Origin of the sequence: Methylococcus mesophilus (genome assembly GCF_026247885.1) — a bacterium.
GTDB lineage: Bacteria > Pseudomonadota > Gammaproteobacteria > Methylococcales > Methylococcaceae > Methylococcus > Methylococcus mesophilus.
Genome location: NZ_CP110921.1, coordinates 270,631 through 286,487 on the forward strand (window position 1 = coordinate 270,631; position 15,857 = coordinate 286,487).

At 58.8% G+C, this 15,857-nt stretch carries 13 protein-coding genes; 5 read left to right on the forward strand and 8 right to left on the reverse strand.

Annotated elements, in window-relative coordinates:
- The first annotated feature begins 9 nt into the window (after positions 1–9).
- Together OOT43_RS01370 and OOT43_RS01375 are read left to right on the forward strand one after the other, a co-directional pair.
- Entirely contained in the window at positions 10–3,402 is a 3,393-nt protein-coding gene (locus OOT43_RS01370) for a tetratricopeptide repeat protein (RefSeq protein ID WP_266022860.1), read from the forward strand.
- Between the two features lie 103 nt (positions 3,403–3,505).
- Positions 3,506–3,919: a pilin gene (locus tag OOT43_RS01375; RefSeq protein ID WP_266022861.1), complete on the forward strand. Its 414-nt coding sequence runs from the start codon at positions 3,506–3,508 to the stop codon at positions 3,917–3,919.
- A gap of 46 nt (positions 3,920–3,965) precedes the next feature.
- Here OOT43_RS01375 and OOT43_RS01380 read toward each other — a convergent pair whose 3' ends face one another.
- The 8 genes from OOT43_RS01380 to soxC form a co-directional block, all read right to left on the reverse strand.
- Complete coding sequence (locus tag OOT43_RS01380) at positions 3,966–6,014, reverse strand: O-linked N-acetylglucosamine transferase, SPINDLY family protein (protein WP_266022863.1); 2,049 nt, start codon at positions 6,012–6,014, stop codon at positions 3,966–3,968.
- Positions 6,015–6,071: 57 nt separating this feature from the next.
- Positions 6,072–6,776, reverse strand: a complete 705-nt coding sequence (locus tag OOT43_RS01385) for a glycosyltransferase family protein (protein WP_266022864.1) — start codon at positions 6,774–6,776, stop codon at positions 6,072–6,074.
- A gap of 168 nt (positions 6,777–6,944) precedes the next feature.
- Positions 6,945–7,769 carry a glycosyltransferase family 2 protein gene (locus OOT43_RS01390; protein ID WP_266022865.1) on the reverse strand — a complete coding sequence of 275 codons (825 nt, stop codon included), beginning with the start codon at positions 7,767–7,769 and terminating at the stop codon, positions 6,945–6,947.
- A 249-nt stretch (positions 7,770–8,018) separates the two neighbouring features.
- Complete coding sequence (locus OOT43_RS01395) at positions 8,019–8,543, reverse strand: hypothetical protein (RefSeq protein ID WP_266022866.1); 525 nt, start codon at positions 8,541–8,543, stop codon at positions 8,019–8,021.
- Positions 8,540–8,839 carry a nucleotidyltransferase domain-containing protein gene (locus OOT43_RS01400; RefSeq protein WP_266022867.1) on the reverse strand — a complete coding sequence of 100 codons (300 nt, stop codon included), beginning with the start codon at positions 8,837–8,839 and terminating at the stop codon, positions 8,540–8,542. The genes OOT43_RS01395 and OOT43_RS01400 overlap by 4 nt, the downstream gene beginning before the upstream one ends.
- Before the next feature lie 147 nt (positions 8,840–8,986).
- Entirely contained in the window at positions 8,987–10,681 is a 1,695-nt protein-coding gene (locus OOT43_RS01405; RefSeq protein WP_266022868.1) for an MFS transporter, read from the reverse strand.
- Positions 10,682–10,700: 19 nt separating this feature from the next.
- Positions 10,701–11,237 carry a c-type cytochrome gene (locus OOT43_RS01410; protein WP_266022869.1) on the reverse strand — a complete coding sequence of 179 codons (537 nt, stop codon included), beginning with the start codon at positions 11,235–11,237 and terminating at the stop codon, positions 10,701–10,703.
- Positions 11,224–12,483, reverse strand: a complete 1,260-nt coding sequence (gene soxC / locus OOT43_RS01415; protein ID WP_266022870.1) for a sulfite dehydrogenase — start codon at positions 12,481–12,483, stop codon at positions 11,224–11,226. The genes OOT43_RS01410 and soxC overlap by 14 nt, the downstream gene beginning before the upstream one ends.
- A gap of 287 nt (positions 12,484–12,770) precedes the next feature.
- Between soxC and OOT43_RS01420 the strand changes: the two genes are divergently transcribed.
- The 3 genes from OOT43_RS01420 (at position 12,771) to OOT43_RS01430 (ending at position 15,855) form a co-directional block, all read left to right on the forward strand.
- Positions 12,771–13,673 (forward strand): hypothetical protein, encoded by a 903-nt coding sequence (locus OOT43_RS01420; RefSeq protein WP_266022871.1) that lies wholly within the window; start codon positions 12,771–12,773, stop codon positions 13,671–13,673.
- Positions 13,670–14,383 carry a rhomboid family intramembrane serine protease gene (locus tag OOT43_RS01425; protein ID WP_266022872.1) on the forward strand — a complete coding sequence of 238 codons (714 nt, stop codon included), beginning with the start codon at positions 13,670–13,672 and terminating at the stop codon, positions 14,381–14,383. Before OOT43_RS01420 ends, OOT43_RS01425 begins: the two co-directional genes overlap by 4 nt.
- A 74-nt stretch (positions 14,384–14,457) precedes the next feature.
- A complete protein-coding gene (locus tag OOT43_RS01430) occupies positions 14,458–15,855 on the forward strand; it encodes an FAD-linked oxidase C-terminal domain-containing protein (protein ID WP_266022873.1) in 1,398 nt (465 codons plus the stop codon).
- The last annotated feature ends 2 nt before the right edge of the window (positions 15,856–15,857 follow it).

The following is a 15,857-nucleotide window of genomic DNA, read 5'->3' on the forward strand; positions in this document are numbered from 1 at the left end:
GGGCCGATCATGTTGCTGCGGTTGTTCAAGGATATCTGTTTTCCAGACGGGAAAAAGCGCCCACGGAAAGCGGAAGCCGCTGCAGTTCCTCTGTCGGATGTGGGCGCTTCCTGTACCGACGAAGGGGGACGCGGCGAGGCCGACACGGCGATAGATCAGTTATATCGGCAGATCGAGAAAGCTTTGGCGGAGGGCGATCTCGCCCTCGCGGAAGCCGATTGCCAAAAGGCTCTGGCCCTGCGGCCCGGGGCGGCCCTCGCCAGTCTTCATCTTGCCAGGGTCAGGCTCGCTCAAAGGCGGCTGACGGAAGCCTCTGAATGTCTAAACCGGGCCGAAAACGCCCCAGGGCTCGATCCGAAAACCCGTAACCGCATCGGGATCGTCTGGCTGGACATGGACGACTGCGCAAGGGCGGGGGCCTGCTTCCGTTCGATACTGGCCGAGGACGGCACGCAAGCTTATGCCTGGTGCAATCTGGGCATCGCGTTGCAACGTAAAGGGGACCTCGATGAGTCCCTGGTGTGTTTCCGGCGCTCCCTGGAATTTATGCCGGATTTTGCCGAGGCGACATATAACCTAGGGCTTTTGCTGAGGGACTTGGGGAGGCCAGCCGAGGCGCTGGAGATGCTCGAACGAGCCTTGTCGCTGAAGCCGGAGTTTGCGCTGGCCCAGGCCAATATCGGTGTTGTGCATCAAGACCTCGGCGATATCGACCAAGCGTTTGCGGCCTTCGAGCGGGCATTGGAACTGGAGCCCGAATCCGGTGATATTCACCTGACGAAAGCTCATTTGTTGCTTTCGGCCGGACGATTCCGCGAAGGCTGGGAGGAACAGGAATACCGGCGTCTGGCGCCGGAGTTCCCGCGCGACCGGTTCCCGTTTCCCGAGTGGAAGGGAGAGGACCTGACCGGAAAAAACCTGCTGGTTTACGCCGAGCAGGGAATCGGTGACGAAATCATGCTGGCCGGCTGCTTTCCCGATCTGTTCGCAAAGGGAGGCCGCTGTCTGATCGAATGCGATCCCCGGCTCGAAAGCCTGTATTGGCGTTCTTTTCCACAGGCCGAATTTGCCGGAAAAAGGTTCAAGAAGCCTGATGGCTGGCTGGAGGCATTCCGCCCCATCGACCTGCAAATACCGGTCGGCAGCCTTCCCCGTTTTTTCCGCAATGAGGCGGCCGATTTCCCTCGCCATTCGGGATATCTGGTGGCCGATCCGCAGCGTATCTGGCGCTGGAAAGAGCGCCTCGACGCGCTCGGGCCAGGGCTGAAAATCGGACTGTCGTGGCGGGGCGGGACCAGCAGGACGAACGCTTATCTGCGTTCCATACCTTTGGAAACCTGGTTGCCGGTTCTCAGCCGACCGAATACGCATTTCGTGAGTCTTCAGTATACCGATTGCCGGACCGAGCTTGATTCGCTGCATTCACGGCATGGTGTCCGGATTCATTCCTGGCAGGAAATAGAAGGCGACTATGAGGAAACGGCGGCCTTGGTCGCCAGCCTGGACCTGGTCATAAGTGTATGCACTGCCCTCGTGCATCTGGCCGGTGCGCTGGGCATGCCGGTCTGGGTCCTGGTGCCGAATTCGCCGGGCTGGCGATATATGCGTGATCGGGATAATTTGCCGTGGTATCCATCAGCGAGGTTATTTCGGCAGGCAGTGCCGATGGATTGGGCCCCCGTCCTTCAGCAGGTCGCTGCCGAGTTTCTGAATTTGGCAAACGAGCGGGGTCCCATCAACGAGGGTGTTGGGCCGCAAATCCAGGCGCCGTCACCTTGCGTATCGGCGAGTAAAGCCAAGAATTTCTACCATCAAGCTTTGGTTGAAAAAGCCAATAAGAACATCGAATCGGCGATTTCATGCCTGGAGCGCGCCATCGATGCCGATCCGGAGTATGTCCCTGCGTACAGCATGCTGGGTACCATTTACTGTGAGCGGGGAGAAACCACCGAAGCGGACTATTGTTTCCGTATGGGCTTGCGATATGCGCCCGATTCAGCGGAACTCCTGCTTGGTTTGGCCAGGAATTGCGTGAGTCGAGGGGAGCGCTCGAAAGCTATTTTGCTTCTCGACGAAGCTAAAACAGCTAACTGGAATTCCACTGACTTTCTTTTCCGGTTAGCGCTCTATTATGGGGAGTTATGTGAAACCGAGTTGGCTATAGAAGTCTGGCATCGTGTCATAGAACTGCGGCCTACGGATGACTTGGCGCACAACAATCTTGGTTTGCAATGGCATCTTGGCAAAGGCGACCTGAGCAGAGCCAAGTCAGCTTTCGAACGAGCGCTCGAACTCCAGCCTCATCTGACGGAGGCCCGGTTCAATCTGTTTTCAGTCTTGGCGGACCTCGGTGAGGTGGATGCAGCGGTTGCCGGATTCGACCAGATGCGTGGTAGCGCATTTCACGATGATGCCATGTTCCACCGTGCCATCGCTTTCTTGAAGAACCGGCGCTTTCGAGAAGGGTGGCCGAATTATCGTTATCGGTGGGGTTACCAAGGCGCGCCGCGCAAGCCTGCCAGCTATCCCGAATGGCGCGGTGAGCCTTGTCAGGATAAAACCCTGTTGGTGTTTGGTGAGCAGGGGCTTGGAGACGAAATCATGTTCGCCTCCTGCCTAGACGATCTCAGGGCGCACGTGGTGGGGCAAATCACATTGCAGTGCGACGTTCGTTTGGAGAAGTTGTTCCGGCGTTCGTTTCCTGAACTTACGGTCGTCGGCGTTCCCGCTGGCGCAGCCGGCAGGCCGGAGGCAGCGGCCTGCCTGGATCGTCGAATCGATTACCAAATAGCAATGGGTGATTTGCCCGGTTTCTTCCGCAAGGACGAGGCATGTTTCCCCCGGAGTGGCGGCTATCTCAAGGTGGCACCGGAGCGCGTCGAATACTGGCGCGGCCGTTTAGGTACGCTCGGCAAAGGACCGAAGATTGGCATTTCCTGGCGGGGGGGGCAGGACAAGACCCGGCGCCAACTCCGGTCCATTCCGCTGTACGAGTGGATTCCCATTTTGACGATGGAGGGCGCCCATTTCGTCAGCCTACAATACACGGATTGCAGGGACGAGCTTCAAGCTTTGACTGAACGGGACGGGATTATCGTCCATCATTGGCAGGATGCCATCGACGACTATGACGAGACGGCGGCCTTGGTTTCGGCCTTAGACCAGGTTGTTACCGTGTGCACGTCAATCGTACATCTGACGGGGGCTTTGGGGAAGCCGGCCTGGGTGCTCGTGCCCGTTGTGCCGGAATGGCGATATCTTGACTCTGGAGAGACCATGCCTTGGTATCCGTCGGCACGCCTCTTCCGCCAGGCGCGGGAAGGGACTTGGGCTGAGGTGATGGAAAAGGTCAGGCAACATTTCGAGAACTGCCAGAGCACAAGAGATCGCCATTGTCCGTGAAAACGGTCAATGCACCCTTTTGACAAGGTCGCGTCTCTGCTATGTTTACGTAGGTGGTGCAAGCCACGTTCACCCGCAAACAGGACGATAAAAAGGAGATGATATGAAAGCGGTACAAAAAGGTTTTACATTGATCGAACTCATGATCGTGGTGGCGATCATCGGCATTCTCGCTGCGGTCGCTTTGCCAGCCTATCAGGATTACACCGTTCGAGCTAAGGTTTCCGAGCTTCTTCTTACCGCCAGTAAGTTCAGAACGGATGTGACTGAAAAATGTCAGATTGACGGCGGCTGCGCCAACGCTGGGACAGGCTTGTCTGTTGGTCTTGGGGGGAAAATTACTTCAGGTAGCGTTGCAGCTAATGGGCAGATCACTATCGGAGGAAATACAACATCGGCCAGCGTAGGCGCGGACGTCACTATCGTACTTACCCCAAGCTGGAATTCGGCACTGGGGTCGGCTGTTTGGTCATGCACTGGAACACCTTCCAGGTATGTCCCTGGTTCTTGCCGATAACTGACGAGCACTGCTATTTAGAAAGCGCCCTTTTTAGGGCGCTTTTTTAATGGGCACGCGTTGAATTTTTCCTGCACCAACATTTCCAGAAATAACGATACCCTTGCTCCTGGTCTTGAATAAATGCTCGGTGATCAATCAAGGGGGATTGGAGAAATAGCATTCTAAGCTCCGATCTCAATTGTTGGAGTCTCGTCAAATCATGGCCTAGTTCAAGTGCAATGGATAAATAGTCACATTTAGTTGCGGCTATAAGTTCTGGCAACCCCAGATTCATCAACATCGCAATTGTCTGACGGCCCGCCAGCCGTTGCTGTTCCAGTGTCACGACCGGCACCCCCATCCACAAGGCGTCGAAACTGGTGAAGCCGCCGCAAAAGGGGAAAGGGTCGAGCGCGATGTCGATTTCGTGATAGGTCTGCGCGAACTTTTCCAGTGGAGTTGCGGGCCGAAGTTCCAGCCGGGCCGGGTCTATACCCCGTTTAACGCAAAGAGCGCGAAACCTCTCGAGGTTGAGCTTGTCGCACAGCGCGAGTGTCTGAATAAGCAAGCGACTGGTGGGCGACGCCGCCAAAATTTCTGCCCAGAGGTCGAGTACTTGGGTGTTGATCTTTGCCAAATTGTTGAGACAGCCGAAGGTGACGTAGCCGTTCCGCTTGGCCGGCAGTTCCCCGACCTCCGGCATGCCAGGATAGGGGTGGTAATAGAGGCGGGTATGCGGCAGACGGTACAGCCGCTCGGAGAAATACTGCTTCTGACCCGGAGGCGATGAATACGGATCGGTGATGAACCAATCCATCGTCGCCAACCCCGTTGTATCGAAATAGCCGAGCCAACTAACCTGGACGGGAGCTGGCTTGCGGGCAAAAACCAAGGGCTGGGTTTTGGAGGTATGCCCGGACAAATCCACGAGAATGTCTATACTGTCCTGGCGGATGGCGTCCGCAACCTCATCGTCGGAAGCGCCATGAATATGGCGCCAGTCATCCGAAAGCGCGGCAATTCTGCGGCTCATGTCGTCTTCCTTTTTCCCGATGTGATAACAAACGACGGAAAACCTGTCTTGACTCCGGTGTTCGAGCACGGGTAGGAAGTTGTGGCCGACGACATGCTGTCTAAGGTCCGGCGAGAGATACCCTATCTTGAGGGGACGCTCAGGATCGCGCTTATTCGTAAATTTCAGGTTGAACGGATAATTTGGTGATGCCAGTTGTTTCTCCCAGTTTCGCACTTCGGCTTCGTGCATATCTGGTGTCATATCCGGATCGTAATTTAGGCCGGCGAGTAAGGCCGAAAACGCATGAAATTTGTCCGGCGCCGCGTTCACGCACAACCGATAGTGTATTCTTGATTCATCCACCTGCCCAAGCTGGACCAGGCAGCGGGCTAAATTATTGCGAATTCCAATATGTTCAGGGTAAGCCCCTAGCAGGGACTGATACTGCTTGATCGCCTCGCTGAGCCGGTTGCGGTGTTCCAGCGCTCTCGCCAGAATGACGCCCGAGGCATAACCTTCATAGCCCTCCTTGGGTTTCGATTCGAGCAGCGCGATTGCCCGGTCCACCATGGTCGGTTCGTTTCGCACCGTTCCCGCGCCTACTAAGGCGGAAGCGAATGCGAGATCGACGTCGTATTCAGGCGCAAGTTCCAATACGTGTATGAATGCCGAAACGGCTTCCTGATGACGTTTCATCTCTATCAACGCGAACCCGAGGTTAATCCACGCTTCGGCCCGATCTGGGTTTAGACTCGTCGCTTGCTGAAACGCTTGGATTCCGTTTTCAGTTGCGCCTGATGCGAGATACGCATTGCCGAGATTGAAGTAATAAAGGCCTTCGTTAGGGGCATGTTCGGTCGCCTTTGAAATGAGCGTGACGGCGCGCGCCTGGTCGCCTTTAAGGTGTGCGATTAGACCCGCTAGGTGCAGCGCATCAGCGTTGACAGGTTGATGGCTGAGCACGGCAAGCAAATATTGCTCTGCATCCTCCAGCCGTCCTGCTTCAACCCACGCCGACGCCATAGAAATATCGGCGTTCTTCAATATTCTCCCGGCCACAGCAGTTGCAATGTGCTGTAATGTACGCTGAAGAATCATTTAAATTGGCGAAATCGTAAGAAATTCAGGGCGCTGACGCTATTGACCCGAAATATGTCACAAGATATGTTCTCCATATTTTTTCAAATAAGTAGAATAGGCTTCTTTCCAGTTTTTGGAAGTATAGTTACCACGGCTGCCGTGAATGACCGTTACAGGGCAGGTTCCCATCCGTAAACTTCTAATTTCTGCTTGACGGCAGAAATCCATGTCATAGAAATGAAATTTAAATAAGGAATCGAATCTGAGATTGTGTCTGTGCAGTGTTTCGCTTCGAGAAATCAGAAGCAAGCCATCTAACAGCTTAACGGTTTTTCCTGGGGGCCCGAAATAGTTCACAACGCAATCAGGGAAGCCATTTCCATGCATGACTGCACCGCTCAAGTTGATTTTCTCATCTGGGATAAGCGAATTTCCGTGAAAAATTGCGAAACACCACGAAGGTTGACCAGGAAGTCGACGGACGTTGCCTGCTATCCCTGCAATGTCGAAATGTTCCATTGTCATGTAGACATGGTTGGGGAAATAAATGTCAGGAATTTGGACGTCGTCGTGTGCAAAGAGTAGAATTGCTGGATCATTTTTTGATTTTTCTATAGCTTCGTTGTAAATCTCTGGTAAGCCTCTTGTGTTTTGTGCGCTAAGCTCCAGTTCGACCATGGGAAGGAACTCAAATAGCTTTAATGTCCTGCCAAGAAGGGTGTTTTCAAAAAAACCTTCTTTGGTTTCACGCGTTGCGCAGACGAAACGTAGTTTTTCCAAAGTGTTTTACCTTGAATGAAACGGAAATCAGCCTGAGTGATTAAGGTGTGAGACTATACGGTTAAGAGCTGCAGTGTGATATAGCGGCTTTTCCGTCGTTCTGGACGTCCGCCAGTCGGAGCTGTTCCATACCATTGGCGTTGGCTGGATACGCCTATGAGATGGAATTTATTTGCGAAGACCAAATACGCTGAAATCCCCTATAAAATCTTCTATCTTTACGATGAAGTTTTCTTCTAACAAATATTTCGCTTTGTTCTCATCTATTAGCATAGCATCATAAAGTTTTTCCAGCTTGCCGAGCTGATATAGCTTGTACCACTCTCTCCAGTGAACCCCAGTGCTTTCCGGAAAGTCCGAGTTTTCGTAGGCGCTGCCTCCGTTTATGACTTTTCTAAAAAACGACTGCTTATCTCTGACAGGAAGATGGATAACAGAAACTTCCTCGGTATATTCGGATGGCAAGCTTGCTCTGTGATTCCCTTGCGATACGGAAATCATTCCGTGCCGCACGTCAAGCACAACTTTTTTCCAAACAAAGTTTAACATCGGGTTTTCTAAGAGACTTCCATTGCACGGTTTTATCGAAACGTATTCGATATTATGCGGCCATGGATTATCCGACAGGACGATATTGTTCGCTCTTATTTGTTTGACTCTGAATTGTCCGTTAAATATGGTTTTGTATTCGGTTCTCGGTTTCCAGAACTCGTCGGCGTCGGCATGGATCAGGATTTCGGCTTGAAATTCACATGTGGCAATCTCGGCCATGCGATTGACCCATAACTGTTGATTGTAATTGTGTTGCGGCTCATCGATTATTTTCAAGATTTTTCTGGCATTTAAATAATCCTGGAGTATATCCCTAGTTCCATCGATTGAACCGTTATCAGTTACTATGATTCCGTCAATTTGATTTTCAAGATGAAAGTCGATGTTCTGTTTTATGATGTCGATTTCATCTCTTACCAGGAGCGTCATGATGGTTTTCATTGGAGCGGCTTCATATATCTAGGCTAATATCTGGCCCCGCCATGTCGGTAGATCTTGTAAGCGCGACAATGGAGTGTGGCTGTGTCAAATCTCAGGATGATGATCGGTAAAATTATCGTTTTGTCGGCCTGAGAAAACGCACTTGGAACCCAGAAAATGCTATTGGTGTCGAGTGGTTATCACAGGCGGCAACTTTGGCATTTTAGTTTCATATCATATGTGGCTTATAACAATTCGAACATTTTCCTCTTAGTTCGAGCTCGTGTCGAGCGAAGGCGGCAATTCATTTAGCGCAACGCCAATGCGGGCGACGGTATCCCTCCGGAAATTCTCATAGGTCCGAAGCAGCATGGAGCTGTAACTGTCCGCCAGGGTGAGGTTGGCGAGAAAATCGCTGCTGTCGGCCATATATTCGTGGACGAGGCGGTTTCGTAGCTGGCGAGCCTCGAGCCAGAGGTCGACGCTTTCGATGACACCGAGCCTTTCTGCACGATTGAGCGATTCGATCTGGCTGGCGGGGCGTTCCGCGAGCGCCAGCAGCCAGCGGGGCAGGAGCTTGTCTCCGATGGTGTCTTGCAGGCGGCCAAATCGGGAAATGAAGGCTTCGAGTTGTTCTGCACGCTCGGGGTACGTGTCGAGACTGTCGACCCAAGCGAGATCGATCTGCTGAGCAAATAACCTGCGGTGGCTCCAGGCGAGATGGCGTGCTTCCCGGTGGACGATGTCCAGGGTGGCGAGAAAACGCTGCAAAGGCGAAAGTATCGTTTCGTTCACAGCGCAATCCCGGTTTTACGCGCTACCCGGTATATCGGCAGTTCCGGCGTCGACGGGTCGGCTACCAGGACGTCGATCCGCTGGTCGCCCAGCCGTCTCTGCAGGCGGGCCACGAAGGTCAGACCCTTGCGTTGTTTTTCCGCGTCGATATTCGGCAGGTCGATCAGCAGGTCGATGTCGCCGCCACGTTGGTCGTCGTCGGTTCTGGAGCCGAACAGAACGACGCGCGCCTCTTCGCCGAATAGCTCGGCGGCGGTTTGCCGGATGACGCTGCGGGTCTGCGGGCTGATGCGCATGGATAGGCCGTTGGCGAGAGTCGGATAGTAGTTTAGCTGCTTATTTGAAATGCAGAAGGTTTTGCATTCTTCCCGTGGCCGGTGTCTCGTCGCGATCGCGCTTGGCATTCCGGAGCTTATCCTCCTGGATGAGAAGCACTGCCCTCTTTAGCTTCGAGCCTCCTGCTTTGCCAACAGCGGCGCATTGCGCTGTACCAGATAGATCGCGGTGAGGGGCAGGATCAGGCCGAGCAGGGCGACGGTGACGTAGAGCTCGCCGAGCTGGCTGTAGTCCGCGGGGACCTTGATGGCGCCGGTCGCGCTGTCCTGCACTTCACGGGTCACCGTGAAGATCTGGTTCATGTATTTGGTGCCGAGCTGCGAGAGGGATAGCGCCAGGTTGGTGAATGCGGCCATGACGGCAAAGTAGGTGGCCTTGAGCGCCGACGGGGCGGAGCGGGCGATCCAGGTCAGCATCGGGATCATGGCGATCTGGCCGAGCGGGGATTCCAGCGCGGTGTCGATCAGGGCGATAGCGCGGGCATCGACGACGCCGTGGGTGAGTTCGGCGGTCCAATGATGGAAGCCGTAGAACATGGCGATGTTCGGGAGATACAACACGGCGCCGGCGACGGTGAGCGCGCCGAACACGTAGATCACCGAGCGTTCCGCCATGAAACGGCGGAAGACGAACATGCCGAACAGGGCCAGGGCGCTGGCGAGCAGGGACAGTTTTGACAGGAACTGCTGGTCGAATCCGAGTTCGTCGATCATCCACCAGGTGGAGCCGGCGCCGCTGGTGGGAACGGCGCGGAACACGAAGATTACGGCAGCCGTGCCGAGGAGTTCGAGTCGGGCGTCGGGCGACAGGTTTTCGGTGAGCTGCCGCATGAGGAACAGCACGATGCCCATCGAGCCGGCGAAAACGATCTCGGCGCTGAATTTGAAATCGGCCAGGCCCATGACGATCGAAAACGCGAGGAAGCCGAGGCTGCCGCCGAGTATCCACCAGTTCACCTCGGGGGTTTCAATCTGCGTGGCCTGAAGCCGTTGGATGGCGTCCGTCTCGAAACCCTGGGCGGCGAGGCGCCGGGCTTCCCGGTGCTTGAGGATTTCGGAGAGCCAGACGCCCCCGATGGAAACTGCGGGGATGATCAGAGCCAGTCGGTAGATTTCGAGATAGATATCCTTCTTCTGTTCCAGGCTCATGCTCTCGACACCGCTGAACATGAGCACGTTGACGGCGGCGACCAGCAGGGTGCCGCTGATGATGGCGACGCGGCCCAGGGTCTGCATGGTGGTGTGGGCGAGCTTGAGCTGTTCCGCCGGCACGGGGTGGCCTGCATCGTCGACGCGGGGCACGGCTTCCACGGTCATGGCGTCGGCCACCGTGTCCTGGATGACATAGCCCATCGGGGCCAGGAGGACGGACAGCACATACCAAGCTTCAGGCGACATGATTTCGCGCATCGCCGTCGGCTTGGCCAGCAGCCCGATCATGATCAGCAGGCTCAGGGCGACGAGTCCCGCGCCGAGGTAGATCAGACGGCCCTTGTGGCGCCAGAGCAAATCGACCAGGTGCCCCATGGGCATCTTCATCGCCCAGGGCAGCATGGCCCAGAAGCCGAGCGCGGCCAGGAATTCCGCAGATAGGCCTAAGTATTCCTTGACGAAGAAGGTGCCGACGATGCCGGTGAGCCCTGAGATGCCGGCCGCCAAATAGACCATGAGCGGCGGCAGGTAGCTGAGCCGCACCTGCCGGCCGAGTTCGAGGATGTTGGCGTCCAGCCATTGCCGTACCAGGCCGGCGTGGGTGGCGATGGATTCGCGGTCGCGGGGGGATTGGTCTTCTGGGAACTGCATGGTCGTATGGATAAAGAGTTCAGCGGGGTTGCCGTTCGGGGTAAACCCAGACGAAACCGGCGGCGTTGGGCATGCGGATTTTCGGCAGCGTCGCTGCATCGAGCCGATCGCGTTCGCCGATGATGCCGTTGGCGTGGAGGAGGTAGGCCGTGACGGCATAGACCTCGTCGTTGCCTAATGAGCGCGGCGCGTCCAGCGGCATGGAGCGGCGGATGAAATCGAAGACCGTGCTGGCATAGGGCCAGTAAGTGCCGATGGTCTTGTCGGGCTCGGCGCTGGTCAGAGGATGCCGGCCTCCGGCCAGTTCCTCGGCGCTGCCGCCGCTGCCGTTCGGGCCGTGGCAGGCGGCGCATCTGGCATCGTAAACGGCCTTGCCTTCGACCGCCGTGCCATTGCCGGGCGGAAGTCCGGTGCCGTCGGGGAAGACGGTGATGTCCAGGGCGGAGATCGCGGCCGGTTCCAGGGGTTGTCCCAGGCGCGGGCCTTCGGTGGCGGCCTGTGCCGGAGTGTTGGCTACAGCGAGAAGCAGGGTGAGGGTCAGGTCACGCATAGACATGGCTGACGCTCCCATCGGCGGCGACGGCCCAGGACACGATCGCGTTGTAATGGAAATAGCCGTGGCGGCCGCGCTCGGCGACCAGGATCTGGCGTTCGGGCTGGACGTAGCCGGTTTCGTCGGTGGCCCGGCTCTTGAGTACGGCAGGTGAACCGTCCCAGCGCCAGGGGAGGCGGAAGCGCGTGAAGCACTTGGGCAGCACGGGCGAGTCGAGCGCCGCGTCCTGCCAGGTCTTGCCGCCATCGGTCGAAACTTCCACCCGCCGGATCGCGCCCCGGCCGCTCCAGGCCAGCCCGGAGATCGGGTGCAGGCCGGGGCCGGGCAAGGCTTGGACGGCGGAGGGGCGGGTGATCACCGACTTGGCTTCCATGACGAAACTGAACTGGCGGGCCTGGCCGGAAGGCAGCAACTCGGTGTACTTGGCGGTTTCGTTGCGCGCCATCGCCGGCTGATCGGCGAGCTGCAGCCGGTGCAGCCATTTGACGTTGGTGACGCCCTCCCAGCCGGGCAGGACCAGGCGCAGCGGATAGCCGTTCTCGGGCCGCAGCCGCTCGCCGTTCTGGTACAGGGCGAGCAGGGCATCGTCCAGCGCCTTGTCGAGCGGGATGCTCACGTTCATTGCCGCGGCGTCGGCGCCTTCCGCGATCAGCCATTTGGCGTCCGGCTGCAGACCGCATTCCGCCAGCGCGGTGGCCAGCGGAACGCCGGTCCATTCGCTGCAGGAGGCGAGGCCGTGGATATTCCCGGCCGGCGCCTGCATCGGCTCCTGGTGCCAGCCGGCATTGCTGTTGCCGCCGCATTCGATGAAGCACAGCCGCGAGGTCATCGGGTAGCGCAGGAGGTCGTCGATGCCGAAACTCAAGGCCTTGCCGACCAGCCCATGCACCGCGAGCCGATGTACGGCGGGATCGATCTGCGGCACGCCGTTGTGGTGGCGCTCGAAATGCAGGCCGCTGGGGGTGACGATGCCTTCCAGCCGCTCCAGCGGTGTCCAGGAAATCCCGTTCCCCGGCGCGTCGGCATTGGCCGCGACCCAGCGGATGACGGCGCGTTCATGCGGCGAGGGCAGGCCGTAATTGGAAAGCGGAGCGCCGGGCCGCGTCATCCAAGGCGGCGGCTCAGCCCGGTCGGTGCCGGTCAGGGCGGCGCCGGTGACGGCCAGCCCTGCTTTCAGGAAGCGGCGGCGGTCCGGCTCGGTGCCGACGGTTTCGGACGGAAGGGCGTCGGGTTCGATGGAGGGCTTCATGTCGGGCTTTCGTTTCTGAGGGATGAAGCGCGGACAGATTCCATTTCAGGTACCTTTGGTGGCGAGTTCGGCCCGTGGTGGGGGTACTACGCCAGCGTGGGTCGGTTTCCGAACGAATTTGTGGGTATCAAATGTGATGGTGGCCATTTCCGCACCTCGTCATCGCTTACAGTCTTACAAAATTCGAACTTCGGCGCCACGGCGTAGGATATCCCACTTGTCCCAGGGTTTTTATTGCCCGCCGCCTAAGTTAACTTAAGCCCATAACAACGAAACGGAGGTCTGGTATGCGTGAGGTCATGCGGGATTTTGCCGGGCTGATCATGCGGGGGACGGGTTTTGCTTTCCTCATTGCGAGCCTGTTGGGCATGCTGTCGCTGTATTTTCTCCCGGCCGCATCATTCAGCGCGGCGGCCATCGGCCTGGTCGGCCTGCGCCTGGGCGCGGCGAGGGGAGTCCTTCTGGCGCTGGCGGTCGCCGTGCCGGTGGCGGCCTGCGGCTACCTTTTCCCGCCGCGGCCGGGTCTGGAGCTGCCCCTGCTGGTCCTGATTGGTCCCCTGGTGCTGGGCGCTGGGGCCCTGCTGCTTCGGGGCGGCAAACAGGGGCCTGCGCTGCTGCTCATCGGCGCGGCGTGCATGGCCGGCGTCATCGCCATAGAACTGCTTTCGGGCGATGCCACGGCATTCTGGAAGAGCTGGCTGCAGCATGCGGTGAAGGGCGTGAGGGGCGCAACCGTCCAGGGCTTCGAGGAGAACGGCACGCTGGTGCTGATGAACGGTCTCATGGCCTTCCTGGTCGGCGCCAGCGCGTATCTGACCCTGCTCCTGGCGCGCTGGTGGCAGTCGCTACTCTACAACCCGGACCAGTTCGGACCGGAATTTCAGCGCCTCCGTTTGCCCCGCACCGCCCTGGCTGTGGCCGCGGTGCTGCTCGTGGCCGCGCATTTCGGGCGTCCCGCGCTTCAGATGCACCTCCTGCTGGTGGGAATTATGATGTACGCGTTCCAGGGCCTGGCGGTGGTGCATGGCGTGGTGGCCCAGCGCGGGATCGGCTGGACCGGCTGGCTGCCGCCGTATCTCGCCCTGGTCTTCGTGCCACAGTTCGGCGCCGTCGGGCTGGCGGTGCTGGGTGCCGCCGACGCGCTGGCGAATTTCCGGCGGCTGCCCGCAGCGGAGAGCAGGACGGCGTGATTCCCTATCGCGATACCATCCCCTGCCGCCATACGCCCTGGTTAACGTGGAGCCTGATGGCGCTCAATCTCGCGGTTCATCTTTACACGCAAATGCTCCCGCCCAGGGGGGTGCAAGCGCTGTTCACCCTGCACGGCCTGGTGCCGGCGCGCTACGGACTGCCGGACTGGGCGGCGACGGCGGGCTTCCCGCCCGATGTGTACAGCCCTTTCATCACCAGCATGTTCCTGCACGGCAGCTGGTTCCACCTGGTAGGCAACATGTGGCTGCTGTGGATCTTCGGCGACAACATCGAGGACCGCATGGGCAGGGTGCGGTTCCTGTTCTTCTATCTGCTGTGCGGCGTGGTGGCGGCGGGGCTCCAGGTCTATTTCAGTCCGCAGTCGACGGTCCCCACGGTGGGAGCGTCCGGCGCGATTGCCGGGGTCATGGGGGCCTATTTCTTCCTGTACCCTTACGCCCGGCTGGTGATCTGGGTGTTCTTCCTGCCGCTGTTCGTCACCGTGCCGGCGATTGCTTTTCTCGGGGCCTGGGTCATCTTCCAGCTTTACAAGGCGACCAGCGGCTTCGGCGGCCATGCGCCGTATGCGGACGTGGCGTGGTGGGGGCACCTGGGCGGTTTCCTCATCGGGGTGCTCACGCACCGGCTGTTTCTGCTCCCGGAGCGCGAGCCGCCTGAAGAGACCGGTTTGCGCCGGGCGCGCACGTGAGCATTCCGGAGCGAAGCGTGGACCGGGCGGCCTTTGTCCGCGAATTGAAGCGTGTTCTCCCGGTGGAGGCCATATTGAGCGCTCCGGAGGATCTGAGACCCTTCGAATGCGATGCGCTTTCCGCCTACACCGTCCTCCCATGGATCGCCGTGTTGCCGGAAACCGTGGAACAGGTCCGGGCGGTGCTGCGTCTATGCCATTCACAGAAGGTGCCGGTCGTGGCCCGGGGGGCCGGAACCGGTCTGTCCGGCGGCGCCTTGCCAGTGGCGGAGGGCGTGCTGCTGAGCCTGGCCAAGTTCAACCGTATCCTCGAAGTCGACCCCGCCAACCGCCTGGCCCGCGTGCAGCCGGGGGTCCGCAATCTCGCCATTTCCGAGGCGGCGGCGCCTTTTGGCCTGTATTACGCTCCCGATCCTTCGTCCCAGGTTGCCTGCACCATCGGCGGCAACGTGGCGGAGAACTCCGGTGGGGTGCACTGCCTGAAATACGGGCTGACCGTGCACAATGTATTGCAGGTCACCCTGCTGACCATCGAAGGCGAGCTGCTGACGCTGGGTTCACTGGGGCTGGACTCGCCCGGCTACGACCTGCTCGCCGTGATCAACGGCTCGGAAGGTCTGCTCGGGGTCATCGTCGAGGTGGTCGTCAAACTGTTGCCGGCGCCCGAAACGGCCCGGACGCTGCTGGCTGCGTTCGACAGCATCGAGGCGGCCGGGAAGGCCGTGGCCGGCGTGATCGGCGCGGGTTTGCTGCCGGCCGGGCTGGAGATGATGGACAAGCTCACCCTCCGAGCGACCGAAGAATTCGTCCATGCCGGCTATCCGGTGGATGCGGCGGCCGTCGTGCTGTGCGAGATGGACGGCATGGCCGAGCAGGTCGAGGCCGAGATCGCCCAGGCGCGGGCGGTACTGGCGGCGCACGGTGCTCTGGAGGTGCGCGAATCGCGCGACGAAGCCGAGCGCCGGAAATTCTGGGCCGGACGCAAGGCTGCCTTCCCGGCGGTCGGGCGCATCGCTCCGGACTATTACTGCATCGACGGCACGATTCCCAGGAAGCGGCTGGCGGAGGTGCTGGGGCGGATCGGCGAACTTTCGGAGCAATTCGGCTTGGCCGTAGGCAACGTCTTCCATGCCGGCGACGGAAACCTGCATCCCCTGATCCTTTACGATGCCTCGCATCCCGGCGAACTGGAGCGCGCCGAGGCGCTGGGGGAGGAAATTCTCACCCTCTGCGTCGAGGTCGGTGGCACGGTGACCGGCGAGCATGGGGTCGGCATCGAGAAGCTCAATCCGATGTGCGTCCAGTTCGGCGCACCGGAGCTGCGGCAGTTTCACTCGTTGAAGGCTGTGTTCGACGCCGGCGGGCTGCTCAATCCCGGCAAGGCCGTGCCGACGCTGGCGCGCTGCGCCGAATTCGGCCGGGTGCATGTGCATGGCGGGCGGCTTCGCTGTCCCGAGCTGGAGCGGTTCTGAGA